The organism is Methylotenera sp. (genome assembly GCF_029945535.1).
Classification (GTDB): Bacteria; Pseudomonadota; Gammaproteobacteria; order Burkholderiales; family Methylophilaceae; genus Methylotenera.
The window spans coordinates 200,634-216,477 of record NZ_JAQSCU010000010.1 but is presented as its reverse complement, the minus strand read 5'-3'; the positions used below and the strand labels follow the sequence as shown (position 1 = coordinate 216,477).

Genomic DNA, 15,844 nt, shown 5'->3' with positions numbered 1-15,844 from the left:
TAATGGTCGACCTAGCAACGTCTCACCATGTGGACTAACAACAGCCGTTCCAATAATTAAAAACTTCTAATTTCATCGTACTCTGTTTAAGTTCTAAAAAAATTGTTAATAAGGTAAGTCGAATAAAAGAAACTCGACCTCATTTGCATTGGCAAACGCAATTAAAGATATATCTTTAATTTTTAAGGCGTCACCCGTTTTTAATGTATTGCCATTCACATCAACCTGCCCACGAATCACATGCACATAAGCGCTACGGCCTGCTTTTAAGCTATGTTGTACTTCTTGATCTGCTGTATTCAAAATTGAGGCATAGAGATAAGCATCTTGATGAATTAGCACAGAGCCGTCTTTACCATCTGGCGAACCAATTAAACGTAAGCGACCAATTTTAGATGCCGTATCAAAATGTTTCTCTTCATAGCTAGGCGCAATGCCTTTAACATTCGGCTCAATCCAAATTTGTAGAAAATGGACTCGCTCAACACTTGAGTGATTAAACTCACTATGGCGCACACCAGTACCAGCGGTCATTCTTTGCACGTCACCATACTGAATGACTGAGCCAGTACCCATGCTATCTTTATGCTCTAAAGAGCCGCTTAATACATAAGTGATGATCTCCATATCTTCATGCCCATGAGTACCAAACCCTTTACCGGCTTGAACACGATCTTCATTAATCACGAGTAATGGCCCAAATCCCATCGCTTCTGGATTGTAGTAATGTCCGAATGAGAATGAATGGTTTGATTGCAACCAACCATGGTCTGCGGCACCGCGGCTACTATTTTTATGAATGTCTAACATGGTGATCTCCTTTTAAGTATTTACAAAATCATCAATAAATTAGAATATAATTAATGTCTAATTACTCTTATTTATTAAGCATGTCTGCAGTATGAGCTGGAATATGAAAGATGAAAAACGGAAAAAATATCAACCTATCATCGAAAAAATCGAATGTTTAGAATTAGCTTAGATGCCCTACTGATATTGGATGCTATTGATCGCTTAGGATCTTTTGCAGCCGCGGGAAATGAGCTATATAAAGTACCCTCAACGATTTCGTACACTGTAAGCAAACTTGAGCAGGATTTGGGCGTAAAAGTATTTGATCGCCTAGGCCCCAAAGTCGCCATCACCAAAGCTGGCAGTGAGCTACTAAAAGAAGGTCGCCACTTACTAAAGGCCGCAAGTGATTTAGAACATCGAGTTAGAAGAGTCGCGTCAGGTTGGGAAACTGAACTGACGATAGGTATGGACTCAGTATTCTCCCCAACCTCATTGATTCATGATGTGACTGAGTTTTGTAAGGTTGCCGACCTGACAAGACTGAAATTCTCGCAAGAAACGCTCTCTGGCACTTGGGAAGCGCTGCTTGATAGGCGAGTAGACCTACTGGTTGGCGCGGCTGGTGAAGGTCCTTCCGGTGGCGGCTATCACTCACATCTCATCGGCTATATGGACTTTGTGTTTGTTGTTTCACCAAACCACCCTTTAGCCAGCATTACTAGCCCGCTAAGCAAAGCCGACCTTAGTCAGCACCTCGCCATCACCGTCAGCGATTCTGTGAGAAAAATGCAACCCAGAACCGTAGGTTTGCTTTTCGGACAAAATTCCTTAGCGGTATCTAACATGCGCGCAAAATACGAATATCAATTAGCGGGGATGGGCTTTGGCTTCTTACCTGAACTCATTGCACGCCAAGCAATCACGTCTGGCTTATTAGTCATAAAAGAAGTGGAAGAGCCGCGCAAACCTGAACCAGTCTACCTAGCATGGCGCACAGAAGAAGTGGGCGCTGGTTTAGCTTGGTGGATAGATAAAATGAAAAGCCCAAGCTTACTGGAAAGGCTGTGGTCTTCTTTTAATTAAACTACGCTTAAGAACTAAGTATCGCCGAAACTGATTTATATCTCGCCGTTTAAGTGAAGCGAATGTAAATATTACGCTACAACTCACAGCTGAAACAAGCAAAAAAAAGACCTACAAAAATTGTAGGTCTTTTTTATATTTGGTGCCCGGAGCCGGAGTCGAACCGGCACACCCATAAGGCGAGAGATTTTAAGTCTCTTGTGTCTACCAATTTCACCACCCGGGCAGATGGAAGGTCTACATCAAATTACGGAGCGTATTCTAACACTGTAGTACGCATTTTTCTAAGCAAAAAATAAGTTTTTTTGCAGTAAATCGAAAAATATTTATACTTTTTTGCTTTACTTATAAATAAGCCAAAAATAAACCAAAAAAATGGAAGCCTAGACTTCCATTTTTACTTTTAACAACTTTAAAAATTACACTGCAAGTTAATTACTATAGAAACTTAACTGAATAAATTTATTTTTTCTGCTCACGCACTAGCTCTACGCGACGATTGACCAAATTACCTTCTTTAGGATCATTCTCAGCAAGTGGCTTGCTGTAGCCGTAACCCTTAGCAGATAAACGTTTAGCATCTATGCCTTTTTTAACGATATAGTCCATCACAGCTTTAGCGCGCTTCTCAGATAGGCGCAGGTTGTAATCTGCTTTTGATGTATCGCGTTGATCGGTATGACCTGCGATCTCTACGTTTGAATCACCCCACTCTTTTAAGGTGGTAATCGCATTATCTAATACTGGATATGAAATTTCTTTAATTTTTGCGCTGTTAGTTTCAAACTGCACATCTGGCACAACTTTATTCGCCATAGGCTTCGCTTCAACCTTTGCAGGCTCAGCTGACTTAGCCACAGATATAGTTGAACTCAGTGGTTTTGCATCGGCTAATAACGCTGCTTTATCTACAGTCACTTGAACTGGCGACACGGCTTGACACACATTTTCATCATCCATGTAACTTTCACGCTTGTACTCAGGCAATCCGCCTCGTGCTGCTCCAATTTTATTTAACAACTCGCCTTGACCCGCATAGGTTCTTGCATAGGCGGTTTGAATGTCATACTCAACATTGGCTAAAGCACGTCTAGCTTGAAAATACTCATTCTCAGTATCTAACAAGTCTAACAAAGTACGCTGACCAATATCGAATTGCTTACGATAAGCTTCGCGAGCATTTTCAATTGAGTTTTTATGCTCGGTACGATATTTTTCTTGTTCTTTTAACTGCTGAATATCGTTATAAGCAATCACCACTAGTTGACGCGTATCAACACAGGCTTTATCTCGTAAATCTTTAGAGTTATTGAGCTTTTCTGCTGTCTGTTTAATAGCATTTTTGTCTGAAAAGCCATTAAATAAATTAAAATTCATGGTCAATTCAAGTAAGTCAGCTGCATTTGAACTGAACCTGCCATCATTACTAACGCCTAGATTCTTACGTGCTTGTAAGTCTAGCTTAGGGTAGTAACGTGACTCTCTTGTCTTAATCTCATCTTTACTGGCTTGAATGTCTTCAATGGTTGAAAGCAAATCTGGGTTTTGATTGTATGCAACTTTTAATGCTTCAGCTGAAGTTGGCTCTACCCCTGCATTAAAAAACGTAGGTGCCTCTAGCGTTTCTGGTGGAAGCTCACCGTATAGACGTTGCATACGCGCGGTAACATCATGAAGGTTCGTTGTTTCAGTCAACAAGTTAGCTTCAGCTAAAGCTAAACGTCCTGCAGCTTGCTCTAAATCGACTTTACGAGCAACGCCAGCGTTTACACGCTCTTGGATGCGATCAAATAACTGCTTATGTATAACGTAGTTTTCTTTTGCATACTGGCTTAATTCGCGATAACGATTAGCATCGATGTAGGCGCGCATGAATTCCAGCGTAGTATTTTGCATCGCACTTTGCAACTCATAATAACGTACACGGTTTGCATGACCCAAGCGTTTAACTTCATTACTAGTAGCAAAGCCATCAAAAATCATTTGTCGTAAAACTAGCTCATTGTTAAAGCGAGGAATATTTGTACCGTCACCTGGTTTAATGAGCTCTTCTTGTTTTCTATAAGTAGAGACAATATCTGCTTTGGGAAGGAAATTGCCATGTGCTACATCTTGCTCGAAACCTGATTCTAAAAAACGATGATAACGTGATTGCACTTCAGGATTTGCCGTGACAGTTTTCTCAACCATCTCTTTTAAGGTAATTAATGAGCCTGCGGCATAGCTAGCATTGCTAAGCGTTAAACCAAGGCTAGAAGCCATGATTAGGGCAATTAATTTGTATTTAAATTTGTGATTCAAAATATTTTTCCTTTAAAATTTCAGCGAACTTCAACTAGCTACATTAGCAAGCACTTTAGTATCTAAAAAAAACAATGCCTTTTAGGCTGAAATTTATTGCTCTACGTTAGTTTACGTTTTTAAGTCATTTATACTGTTGCGAATAATACGATTTTCGGGTCACTTAATCAATAAGCGCATGTTTTATTTGGATAATTCAGACAAGTATTAACAAATTTTTACATTCTTAACAGAATTGTACTTGATACATACCGAGTTTGCTGTCACCCAATTGGGTAAAAATTATGCTTGAGCACGCCAAAAACAAGCCCTAATCAATCTATTTCTTTATCTATCGTTTAAAAAAACTGTTGTAAAAATCTATTGGTTTAGTGTTTAAGTTGATTGATAATAGTATCTCTTGCTTAATTAAACTCACATTTTAATGTCAACTCCTAATGGCAGTAAAACTAAACTCTCCGCTCTTACCTTAGCCGCACTTGGCGTAGTATTCGGCGATATCGGCACAAGCCCTCTATACACAATTAAAGAAGTATTCTCCGTAGGCACTCACCCCGTACCACTTACCGAAGCTAATATGTACGGCATATTATCGTTGATTGTTTGGGCGCTCATCATGGTGGTGTCAGTCAAATATGTTGCATTTATCATGCGCGCAGATAACCGCGGAGAAGGCGGCATTATGGCTTTGCTTGCATTGGCTAGTCACAACGCAGGTAGTAACATTAAGAAGCAGCACACCATCATGTTGCTAGGTATTTTAGGGGCATGTATGTTTTATGCAGACGGCATGATTACACCCGCAATTTCAGTTCTATCTGCAGTTGAAGGGCTTGAACTTGCAGCGCCGATGCTACACCCACTCATTTTGCCGATTACATTAGTGGTACTTTTTGCTTTATTTTGGGCACAAAGTAAAGGCACTGCATTAGTCGGTGCTTTTTTTGGTCCAATCATGCTGCTGTGGTTTGGCACTCTGGGTGTGCTTGGCATACAAAGTATTATGCAAAATCCAAGTATTCTGCATGCGTTAAATCCAATATATGCTATTCACTTTTTTACGGTAAGCCCATGGATTGCCTTTGTAGCGCTTGGCGCAGTGGTGCTGTCAGTGACTGGGGCGGAAGCTCTATATGCAGACATGGGGCATTTCGGACGCTTTCCAATTCGTCTTGCCTGGTTTGGTTTGGTTTTGCCAGCCTTAATTTTAAATTATTTTGGACAAGGCGCCCTCATACTGCAACACCCAGAAGCCGTTAAAAATCCATTCTATTTACTTGCCCCAGAATGGATGCTTTTCCCGCTGATTATATTAGCCACACTTGCTGCGGTGATTGCCTCGCAAGCTGTGATTACTGGGGCATTCTCAGTCTCGCGCCAAGCTTTACAATTAGGCTATTTGCCGCGCATGCATGTTGAACACACCTCAGAAAGCCAAGAAGGCCAGATTTATATGCCACGCGTCAGCTGGGGCTTGATGGCTGCGGTGATGGTATTGGTGTTAACCTTTAAATCATCAGGCAACTTAGCCGCCGCTTATGGTATTGCGGTGACTGGCGATATGGTTATTACCACCTTGTTAGCCGGTATTGTGTTTCATAACCTTTGGGGATGGAGCAAACTGCGCACAGGCTTGCTAGTAGCGATGTTCCTCACAGTGGATATTGCCTTTTTCAGTGCAAACGTTCTGAAAATTCCTGATGGTGGCTGGGTACCGCTAGCCATTGGCATTGTCATTTTCACCTTGATGCTGACTTGGAAAACAGGTCGCGGCATAGTTTATACAAGACTTAAAAACGAGGCCATGGCGTTAGACCCATTTATTGAAGCCATTGGCGCGCACCCCCCAACTCGTGTTTCTGGCACCGCACTATTTATGACGCCAAACCCAGATGGTGTGCCACATGCCATGCTGCATAACTTAAAACATAACAAAGTACTGCACGAAAAAATGGTGATACTCACCGTTAAATTTTTGGACTACCCTCACACTTCAGAAGAAGAGCGTGTGAAGCTAGAAGTGCTGCCGCATGAGTTCTATAGAGTAACGGTGCAATACGGCTTTAAAGATGAACCAGACTTACCACGTGATTTGCAACTTTGTACCGAAAAAGGCTTGGTATTAGATGAAATGGACACCTCATTCTTTATTGGTAAAGAAATTCTGATTGCCAGCGGCAAATCGGGCATGTCTTTCTGGCGCAAAAAAATATTCATTGGCTTATTTAGAAGTGCTGAAACCATTACCAACCAATTCAAACTGCCACCAAACCGCGTGATTGAACTAGGTTCTCAGTTAAAAATTTAACAATTGTTGACGATTTTACATTCGACTTTAGACTACACTCATGTGTTAAATGTCAATTGAGTAGTGAATCAGCTCAATATTTTTATATTAAGATTTAGGAACAACCATGAAAAAACTGACCCTTATTTTACTGACAGCCATTTCATTGCAACTCAACGGTTGTGCAACCACCACTCAAGATAGTGTATCTGGTGTAAACCGCTCGCAATTCATGTTACTGCCCGCATCGCAAGTCGTAGCCATGTCTAGCCAGTCTTACACTCAAACCTTGCAAGAATCTCAAAAGAAAAACACGCTCAACACCGACAAAGTGCAACTAGAACGTGTACGCACTATTTCAAATAGACTGATCGCACAAGTTGGCGTATTTAGACCAGATGCCGTGCAATGGAAATGGGAAGTCAACGTTGATAAAAGTGACCAAGTGAATGCTTATTGCATGCCAGGTGGCAAAATCATGGTACTCACGGGATTAATCGACCAACTAAAAGCCACTGACGACGAGCTAGGCGCAGTGATTGGCCATGAAATAGCACATGCGCTACGCGAACATGGTCGTGAGCGTATGTCTCAAGCTTATGTGCAACAATTTGGCCTACAAGCATTAGGCGCAATCTTAACCAATGGCACCAGTGCTGCCGTTGGTAATGCTTCTATGCAAGCCGCTAGTGTTGGTTCACAGTTATTCTTTGCTTTGCCAAATAGTCGTTTGCAAGAAACGGAAGCGGATAGAATCGGACTAGAATTATCTGCTCGCGCAGGCTACAACCCTGATGCAGCCATCACGTTATGGCAAAAAATGGGTAAACTGAGTGGCAACAAACCATCAGAATTCTTTAGTACTCACCCCTCCGATAGCACGCGTATTGCCGAGCTACAGAAACTGGTACCAAAAGTAAAACCTCTATATGAAGCCGCTAAAAAAAGATGATTAAGCGCTAGCAAAAATTAGCTAACGTGAAATTATTTGAAGCTCATGCCAGATATTCAATATCTAGCATGAGCTTTGTTTTTGGTGAAAGCACACTTTAGGTTAAAATAACGTTTTTATTAAATCAACTAACTCTGAGAGCATTATGGATCCACGTCAAAGCATTATCGAAGCGGCTTTTGAAGACCGCGCCAACATTAACCCGAGCAACGCATCTGCTGAAATTAAAGCAACAGTCGCTTCTTTAATCTCGGATTTAGATGCAGGCACTCTACGCGTTGCTTCTCGTATTGGCGATAGCCAGAACTGGGAAACACATCAATGGCTTAAAAAAGCCGTATTGCTCTCATTTCGCCTAGAAGATAACACTTTGCTAGACGGTGGCTGCACTAAATATTATGACAAAGTACCTCCAAAATTTGCTAATTACACTGAAGAAGATTTCAAAGCTGGTGGCTTCCGTGTAGTGCCAAATGCAATGGTGCGTCGTGGTTCATTCATTGGTAAAAATGCAGTATTACTACCTTCATACGTCAATATCGGCGCTTACGTTGGCGAAGGCACAATGGTTGATACATGGGCAACAGTAGGTTCATGTGCACAAATCGGTAAGAACGTACATTTGAGCGGTGGTGTCGGTATTGGTGGCGTATTAGAGCCAATTCAAGCTGGCCCAACAATTATTGGTGACAACTGCTTTATCGGCGCACGTTCTGAAGTGGTTGAGGGCGTGATTGTAGAAGACAACTGTGTGATTTCTATGGGTGTTTATATTGGTCAATCAACCAAAATTTACGACCGCGAAACAGGTACTGTCACTTATGGTCGCATTCCTTCTGGTTCAGTGGTTGTTTCAGGTAACCTACCTTCTAAAGATGGTAGCTATAGCCTTTATTGCGCAGTGATCGTTAAAAAAGTAGACGAAAAAACACTAGGTAAAGTCGGCATTAACGAATTACTACGTGGCATTTAACTGCACGGTATTTAAGCCTAGTTGGCATGCTCAGTTGTAATGCATAGCTGTCAGAATATCGACAGTTACCAATTGGGATTAGTTAGCAGCAATTAAATAGCACCCTTGCATTAACAGGCTGCAAGTAAGCTCTCACAGGCTTCTGCAGCCTTTTTTACGTCTATAGAAAACGAATTTTTAATATGGCATAGACATTGCAATAACTCATTTAACTAACTTTAGAGGCATTTTCTAACTCAGTATGAGTTTAGATAATCCAGTCACAATGAGTCATTACAATATAAAATTAATCGTGCTTTCTATGCTGCTGGGCTATGTAGCGGTGCTGCTTACGTTCAATTTAGTCAGCAAGCTATACAAATCGCAGGTAATTGATAAAAAGAACTTACTGGCATATAGCAGTATCACTGTCGGCTCGTGCTTGTGGGCGATTCATTTTATTGATGTGTTGGCCTTTCCTGTTGTTAAATCTGCAGGCTTCACCGTAATTTATCTAGCGCTTGCTTGGCTTGCAGCGCTTTTATTTTCAGCCATCATATTACATATATCAAGCCAAAAAACACTTCCAGCCAACACACTGATTATTGGTGGCTTAATTGCCAGCATATCTGCTTACAGCATCTTCTACTTCAGCGTTGCCTCAATGGAGATTCAACCTGCAGTGACATTCACCCCATTGATTAGCGCTATTGCCTTCACTACTACCTTTTCAGTCACGCTATTAAGCATCCTCATATTTTTTTGGATTAAAAACTATGTTGGTAAATACGAATTACTGACAAAATCTATTTTTGCAGCTTTAACCTCATTAGCCATCACTGGCGTACACCTAGTGTACATGGCATCGATTGAAATTCCGCTCAATGCTTATAGTGAAACAAGCGCACAACTTGATAGCACGCTATTAGGCGTGACTATTGCACTAGGTCTAATTTGCTTATTCTTGGTAGGGTTCATTGTGGCTATTTTTTACGATAAATTTGGCTACGATACATTTAAATGCAATGCATTAAAAAACGAAAACTCTCAAGAGGCAAGTCGCCTAGCCTTGGTCGATACTTTAACTCAGCTACCTAATCGCCGCGCTTTAATGCAACATTTAGAAGCTGCCACTAGAAGATGTGATAGAAATGGAGCTAGCTTAGCGGTGGCTTTTATAGACGTTGATAACTTTAAGCAAATTAATGACACCTTGGGTCACCAAGCTGGCGACCTAGCCTTACAAAAAGTCGCTAGAAGATTAGTCACCGCAGTACGTGGCTGTGACGAAGTGGCACGGATTGGTGGCGATGAATTTATTGCCATTATTGAAGAAGTCGATTCATATGAAGATTGCATAACGGTGATTGAGCGCATGGTGAGCGCAGTGCGCGAATCATGCACCATCAATAACTCTGAAGTGCATCTATCCATTTCCGTTGGCGTCGCGATTTACCCTAAAGATGGCAACATTCAACAGCTCATTAGCGCGGCTGATACCGCCATGTATCGCGCGAAGAAAGATGGAAAAAATCAGTATCGTTTCTTTGATAGCGAAATCGCCACAGCTGCCGATCATCTGCTTGAAATGCAGCATGACTTAAAAAATGCCTTAGCGAATGATGAGCTAAAACTTCACTATCAAATTAAAATTGATAGCATTACCAGAGAGCCAGTAGGCGCAGAGGCATTATTACGCTGGGATCATCCAGTAAAAGGTTTATTGTACCCAGGCGACTTCATGCTAGCGGCAGATCGATTTGGTCTAAGTTACGCAATTAATGATTGGGTGGTTGAGGAAAGTTGCCGCACATTAAAACAATTAAAAAGCTTAAGTATTCCATTCAACATTTCGGTCAATATATCGCATCAGCAAATGATTAACGCAAATTTAGTTGGCAATATCAATGCCATGCTAAGTAGATATGACTTGCCTAAAACAAGCTTAATCATTGAAATGACTGAATCTACCGCACTTAAGAATCAGGCTGTTTTCAACAATCAACTCGCTCGTTTTAAAGAAGCAGGCATCAAAGTAACGCTTGATGACTTTGGCACATACTCATCCAGCTTAACCAATCTTCAAAAATGGCAAGTAAGCGAATTAAAACTTGACCCAACTTTTACTGAAGATATTGAAACTAACAATAGAACACGTGGCGTGGTTCAAGCAGTGATTGAGCTTGCTCATGCGCTAGATTTAAACGTAGTCGCTGAAGGCATCGAAACCGAAGGACAACGCGTACTATTAGCAGAGCTAGGCTGTGATGAGATGCAGGGCTACTTTATCTCTCGTCCACTTCCGGAGGAGCGTCTAATCAGTTTGCTAAAAAACCTAGACCTTAACTTTACTGAAAATGGTCAATTATTTTTTAAAGAGCTCCACGAAACCTAGCACCTCATAGAGCAGGCTTGATATTAGCATTCGACACTATATTTAAATGCGAAATTCAAGCCTGTGCAGCTAGATTTTGCCAACTTATCAGCACAATCTCAGCACTTTGGGTTATTTCTCTGGCGTATTGCTGTAAAATGCGTTTTTAATATAAAACGTTTATTTTAAACACTATATCTATGCAGCTATTTGGCATTCCTAACTGTAACACAGTAAAAAAAGCGCGCGACTGGCTTACCGCGCACCATATTGCTTACGAGTTTCATGACTTTAAAAAGAACGGTGTGACTCAATCTTTACTTGAAGCCTGGTTAAACCAACAACCTTGGGAGAAATTAGTTAACCGCGCTGGCATGACATGGCGTAATTTAACTGATGCTGAAAAAGCTGCGGTCATTGATGCGCCATCAGCAATCAAATTAATGTTAGAAAAATCCTCTGTGATTAAACGCCCGGTATTAGTCCAAGACGGCAAAATCGTGTGTTTGGGATTTACTGAAGCAGCTTACAAAGAACTACCATGACAAATCCAACTACTCAAAGTAAAACACTCAGTCTAGCCATCGACTTGCTTACACGTCGCTCAAATACCCCTGAAGACGCAGGTTGCCAAGAACTGATGATTTCACGCTTGGAGCCACTAGGCTTTAAAATCGAACGTATGCGTTTTGGCAATGTAGATAACTTATATGCCAGACGCGGCACAACTGGTCCCTTGTTAGTGTTTGCAGGTCATACCGACGTTGTGCCTACAGGTCCGCTGGATAAATGGCACACACCTCCGTTTGAGCCGACCATCAAAGATGGCATGCTTTACGCGCGTGGCGCCGCCGACATGAAAACCTCATTAGCAGCGTTCATCACTAGTATTGAAGAGTTCATCGCTGAAAATCCGAATCACACTGGTTCGATTGGATTGCTGATTACTTCTGATGAAGAAGGCGTGGCAGTGGATGGCACAGTGAAAGTAGTTGAAGCACTTAAAGCACGTGGTGAGTTGATAGATTATTGCATCGTTGGCGAGCCGACTAGCAATAAAGTCGTTGGCGATATGATTAAAAATGGTCGCCGTGGCTCACTTTCTGGCAAGCTCACCGTTAAGGGCATACAAGGCCACATTGCTTACCCGCATTTAGTGAAAAATCCGATTCACCTAGTAGCGCCTGCCATTAAAGATATGGTTGAAACCGTTTGGGATAACGGCAACGAATACTTCCCACCTACTTCATGGCAAATCTCCAACATGAACGGCGGCACTGGCGCAACCAATGTCGTGCCTGGCGAAGTAGAAATTCTATTCAACTTCAGATTTTGTCCAGAACTTAACAATCAAGGCAGTACTGAGGCTAACTTAAAATCTCGCGTACACGCCATTTTAGATGGTCATCAACTCAACTATGATTTGGAGTGGGAATATTCACCACCTTACATCACACCACGCGGCAATTTGGTTGAAGCGATTACTGAGGCTATCGAGCAAGCTTACGGCGTAACGCCTGAATTATCGACCACTGGCGGAACTTCAGATGGTCGTTTTATCGCAGACATTTGCAAGCAAGTCATTGAGTTCGGCCCACTCAACGCAACCATACATAAACTAAACGAATGCGTAGGTGTAGCGGATATTGAGCCGCTAAAAGAAACCTATAAATTAACGTTACAAAAACTACTTAAATAAAGAACGTCATGGCAAACAATACACAAATTTCAGCTACTAGTGAGCTATTTACCATCCGCGACTGGATACGCTACGCTGTAAGCCAATTCGAAGCCTCTGACGTGTTTTACGGCCACGGCACTGATAATGCTTACGATGAAGCTGTTTGGCTCATCATGAGTGGCCTGCATCTGCCTATGGATACGCTCAATAACTTTCTAGACGCACGTATCACTGCTGACGAACGCATCAAATTAGCTCACTTTATCGAACAACGTATTACCAAACACACACCCACGGCTTACCTCTTAAAAGAAGCATGGTTGCAAGGCTTGAAATTCTACGTAGATGAGCGCGTATTGATTCCACGCTCATTTATAGCGGAACTACTTGCTGACGGTTTAAGCTCATGGATTGAGTTTCCTGAAATGGTCGATAGTGCTGCTGACATCTGTACTGGCAGCGGTTGCTTAGGCATATTGCTCGCCAGCGTGCTCCCTAATGCAGAAATTGATGTGATTGATATTTCGCAGGATGCGATTGATGTTGCCAATATCAATATTGCAAACTACAGCCTGCAAGAGCAAGTCACGGCAATTAAATCTGATATGTTCACGGCGCTCAAAGGCAAAAAGTACGACCTCATCATCAGCAATCCTCCTTATGTAGATGCGCCATCCATGGCAGCACTACCACAGGAATATCAGAACGAGCCACAACTGGCGCTAGGTAGCGGTGATGCGGGTTTAGACCACACACACACCATTCTGCGTGAAGCCGCAAACTACTTAAATGATGACGGCATATTGATTGTTGAAATCGGCCACAATCGTGAGGCGCTAGAAGCCGCATACCCAAACATTATATTTAACTGGCTAGAAGTTTCGTCAGGTAACGAATTTGTATTTTTACTCACCAAGTCACAGCTTATATAGGCATTATTTTGAACACACAAACAACCAAGCCAACCATTGACAGTCCAGCCGTTAACAACACCATTAGCTGGCAAGAAGCCAACAAAACTAAAACTGGTACTTGGCACTCTGAAAATGCCGCGCCAGTGCCTAAACGCGTTCAAATTGCTGACGACACCACCAAAGCCGACGATGCTTACAAGCTTTGTTGCGAAGGCACAGCCTTACTTTGGCGCGGTGATTTTCAAAATGCCAAAATGCTGTTGCAAGCACTTTCACGCCGCATAGATCGCCCAGGTAAAAAACCGAAAAAACCAGCAGAAACCATGCTGGAAGCATTTCATTTGCATCGCCAAGCGCAGTCGCAAAAAGCGCGTATCTTAGGCATGTTAGTCATTGAGTTAAACGTTGGTTATAACATCAGCTTACGTCGTGCACCTGACGTAAAAGCCGCTTGTGAGCATGCTTATGGCAAAAGTACATATTCAATCGTAGTCTCTTTACGTGAGATTTTGGGCTTAGTTGGCGCTTATGAGTGGAGCAAAAATGGGGTCGATATCCCAGTCATCAACAATAAAATATTCCCAAGCTACGGCGTGTTTTCACCAATTCGCGGCGAATATTTAGATTTAGTTGATGTCACACCGTTACCAATTCCATGCAACTTGGCTTTTGACATTGGTACGGGTACTGGCGTGTTAGCGGCTATTTTAGCCAATCGCGGTATTACTAATATCATTGCCACAGACAACTCACACCGCGCTTTGGATTGCGCATTGAAAAACGTCAATCTACTGGGCTTAAAAAATAATGTGAAATTGGTAGAAGCGAATTTATTCCCAAGCGCCGAACATGGCAAAGCAGATTTAATCGTCTGCAACCCACCATGGTTACCTGCGCATCCAAGTTCGGCGCTAGAGTCTGCAATTTATGATGAAAAAAGTAAAATGCTTAAAGGCTTTTTAAATGGCTTGAATGCGCACTTAAATACCAATGGTGAAGGTTGGTTGATTCTTTCTAACTTTGCTGAACTTTTAGGCCTAAGAACACGCGAAGAATTGCTAGGCTGGATTGACGAAGCTGGCTTAAAAGTCATCGAAAGAACTGATACTAAAGCAAGACATGGCAAGACACTTGATGCTACCGACCCTTTACATATAGCTCGCAAAGCTGAAGTAACCTCTTTGTGGCGCTTAGCTAAAGCTTAAACCTAGGGCTTAAATCTAGGTTAGTATAAAACTAGATTGGTATAAAAAAGGGGTGATTCTAAACTTTAGAATCACCCCTTTTAACATGTGCGAATGTGAGATTTAACTCTAATTAACCGCGACCACGATTTCTATCGCTTTTCTTTTGCATGCCTGCTTTTTGAGCATCTGACGCAGGTAAATCGCTGGTCTGTCTAACTCTACGGTTCTCACTTTTTCTAGGTGCTGGCTTTTTCGGTGCTTCTTTACGCGCAACACTAGGTTTTTTGCTATAAGGTTCGCCATCTGTACGTGGCACTCGATCTAACGCGCTAATACGTTGTTTACGCACTTTAGGCATAAACACGGTTGTGGCTTTCAGCTTTTCACGTTGTGTGAGTTGTCTTAACGGTGCGCTTGGTACTGGCAAATCTGCCCATTCTAGTAAGCCAACCACTTCTTTTTGTTCAAGCTTTAACATGGAGCCACGTTTAACGCGAGGCGGTAAGTTAACTGGACCAAAGCGTACGCGCATCAAGCGGCTCACTGGCAACTGAAATGCCTCAAACAAACGGCGCACTTCACGATTACGACCTTCGCGCAAAATGACTTGGTACCAATGATTTGCACCCTCGCCACCTTGTGCAGTAATGCTATCAAAGTTCGCTGGGCCATCTTCTAGCTCAATACCTTCTTTCAATTGCGTCATTTGGCCTTCGGTCAACTCACCAAAAATACGCACGGCATATTCACGCTCAACTTCATAGCGCGGGTGCATAAAACGATTTGCCAATTCGCCAGAAGTAGTAAATATCAGCAAGCCGCTGGTATTCATATCTAAACGGCCGATGGCAATCCATTTACCATTTTTCACTTTTGGCAATTTATCAAACACGCTCGCACGGCCTTCAGGGTCATCTTGACTAACAATTTCACCTTCAGGTTTATGGTAAATCAATACTTGCGGCAATTCAGCTATAAATGGCAGTTTAACTGGGCGGCTATCTAAGCGCACCGTATCAAATTGCGTCACACCTTGACCTTGTGTTGCTGGCGCACCATTCACAGTAACGCGACCGCTAGCAATTAGCGTTTCCATATCGCGGCGTGAGCCTAAGCCAGCCAGCGCTAATAACTTATGTAAGCGTTGCGTAGGTTCTGGCGGCGCGTTAGGGTCTGTGTCTAATTTAGTAAAATTAGTGGTAGGACGACGAGGAGTCGCCTGCGGGTCGCGTTGTGTTTTAAAAGGACGTGCCATATTGATAAACTATTGATTGCAAAAGCGCATTTTACCGCAGATAGTGGAAATCGCCTCAGATTA

General features: G+C 42.3%; 12 protein-coding genes and 1 tRNA gene. 9 read left to right on the top strand and 4 right to left on the bottom strand.

Features of this window, described 5'->3' with window-relative positions; translation table 11 throughout:
• Window positions 1-105: 105 nt before the first annotated feature.
• The gene (locus tag PSU72_RS04040; protein ID WP_300430904.1) at window positions 106-810 is read right to left on the bottom strand and encodes a pirin family protein; all 705 of its coding nucleotides are present in this window, start codon (window positions 808-810) and stop codon (window positions 106-108) included.
• A 153-nt stretch (window positions 811-963) separates the two neighbouring features.
• Here PSU72_RS04040 and PSU72_RS04035 point away from each other — a divergent pair, with 153 nt between their 5' ends.
• On the top strand, window positions 964-1,878 hold the full coding sequence (locus PSU72_RS04035) for a LysR family transcriptional regulator (RefSeq protein WP_300430902.1): 915 nt from the start codon (window positions 964-966) through the stop codon (window positions 1,876-1,878).
• A gap of 140 nt (window positions 1,879-2,018) precedes the next feature.
• Here PSU72_RS04035 and PSU72_RS04030 read toward each other — a convergent pair.
• Together PSU72_RS04030 and PSU72_RS04025 are read right to left on the bottom strand one after the other, a co-directional pair.
• Window positions 2,019-2,104, bottom strand: a tRNA-Leu gene (locus PSU72_RS04030).
• Window positions 2,105-2,340: 236 nt separating this feature from the next.
• Window positions 2,341-4,179 (bottom strand): TolC family outer membrane protein, encoded by a 1,839-nt coding sequence (locus PSU72_RS04025; RefSeq protein WP_300430900.1) that lies wholly within the window; start codon window positions 4,177-4,179, stop codon window positions 2,341-2,343.
• Between the two features lie 424 nt (window positions 4,180-4,603).
• Here PSU72_RS04025 and PSU72_RS04020 point away from each other — a divergent pair, with 424 nt between their 5' ends.
• From PSU72_RS04020 to PSU72_RS03985, 8 genes are all read left to right on the top strand, one after another.
• Window positions 4,604-6,487: a potassium transporter Kup gene (locus tag PSU72_RS04020; RefSeq protein WP_300430898.1), complete on the top strand. Its 1,884-nt coding sequence runs from the start codon at window positions 4,604-4,606 to the stop codon at window positions 6,485-6,487.
• A gap of 106 nt (window positions 6,488-6,593) precedes the next feature.
• Window positions 6,594-7,418, top strand: a complete 825-nt coding sequence (locus tag PSU72_RS04015) for a M48 family metallopeptidase (RefSeq protein WP_300430896.1) — start codon at window positions 6,594-6,596, stop codon at window positions 7,416-7,418.
• A gap of 145 nt (window positions 7,419-7,563) precedes the next feature.
• Entirely contained in the window at window positions 7,564-8,391 is an 828-nt protein-coding gene (dapD, locus tag PSU72_RS04010) for a 2,3,4,5-tetrahydropyridine-2,6-dicarboxylate N-succinyltransferase (protein ID WP_300430894.1), read from the top strand.
• A 241-nt stretch (window positions 8,392-8,632) separates the two neighbouring features.
• Window positions 8,633-10,765 carry an EAL domain-containing protein gene (locus tag PSU72_RS04005; RefSeq protein WP_300430892.1) on the top strand — a complete coding sequence of 711 codons (2,133 nt, stop codon included), beginning with the start codon at window positions 8,633-8,635 and terminating at the stop codon, window positions 10,763-10,765.
• 179 nt (window positions 10,766-10,944) lie between these two features.
• The gene (locus PSU72_RS04000) at window positions 10,945-11,289 is read left to right on the top strand and encodes an ArsC family reductase (protein ID WP_300430890.1); all 345 of its coding nucleotides are present in this window, start codon (window positions 10,945-10,947) and stop codon (window positions 11,287-11,289) included.
• Complete coding sequence (gene dapE, locus PSU72_RS03995; protein WP_300430888.1) at window positions 11,286-12,443, top strand: succinyl-diaminopimelate desuccinylase; 1,158 nt, start codon at window positions 11,286-11,288, stop codon at window positions 12,441-12,443. Before PSU72_RS04000 ends, dapE begins: the two co-directional genes overlap by 4 nt.
• Window positions 12,444-12,451: 8 nt before the next feature.
• The gene (prmB, locus tag PSU72_RS03990; RefSeq protein WP_300430886.1) at window positions 12,452-13,357 is read left to right on the top strand and encodes a 50S ribosomal protein L3 N(5)-glutamine methyltransferase; all 906 of its coding nucleotides are present in this window, start codon (window positions 12,452-12,454) and stop codon (window positions 13,355-13,357) included.
• A gap of 8 nt (window positions 13,358-13,365) precedes the next feature.
• Window positions 13,366-14,544 carry a class I SAM-dependent methyltransferase gene (locus PSU72_RS03985; RefSeq protein ID WP_300430884.1) on the top strand — a complete coding sequence of 393 codons (1,179 nt, stop codon included), beginning with the start codon at window positions 13,366-13,368 and terminating at the stop codon, window positions 14,542-14,544.
• A gap of 112 nt (window positions 14,545-14,656) precedes the next feature.
• Here the strand turns inward: PSU72_RS03985 and PSU72_RS03980 are convergent, their stop codons facing one another.
• Window positions 14,657-15,781 (bottom strand): pseudouridine synthase, encoded by a 1,125-nt coding sequence (locus PSU72_RS03980; protein ID WP_300430882.1) that lies wholly within the window; start codon window positions 15,779-15,781, stop codon window positions 14,657-14,659.
• Window positions 15,782-15,844: the final 63 nt, after the last annotated feature.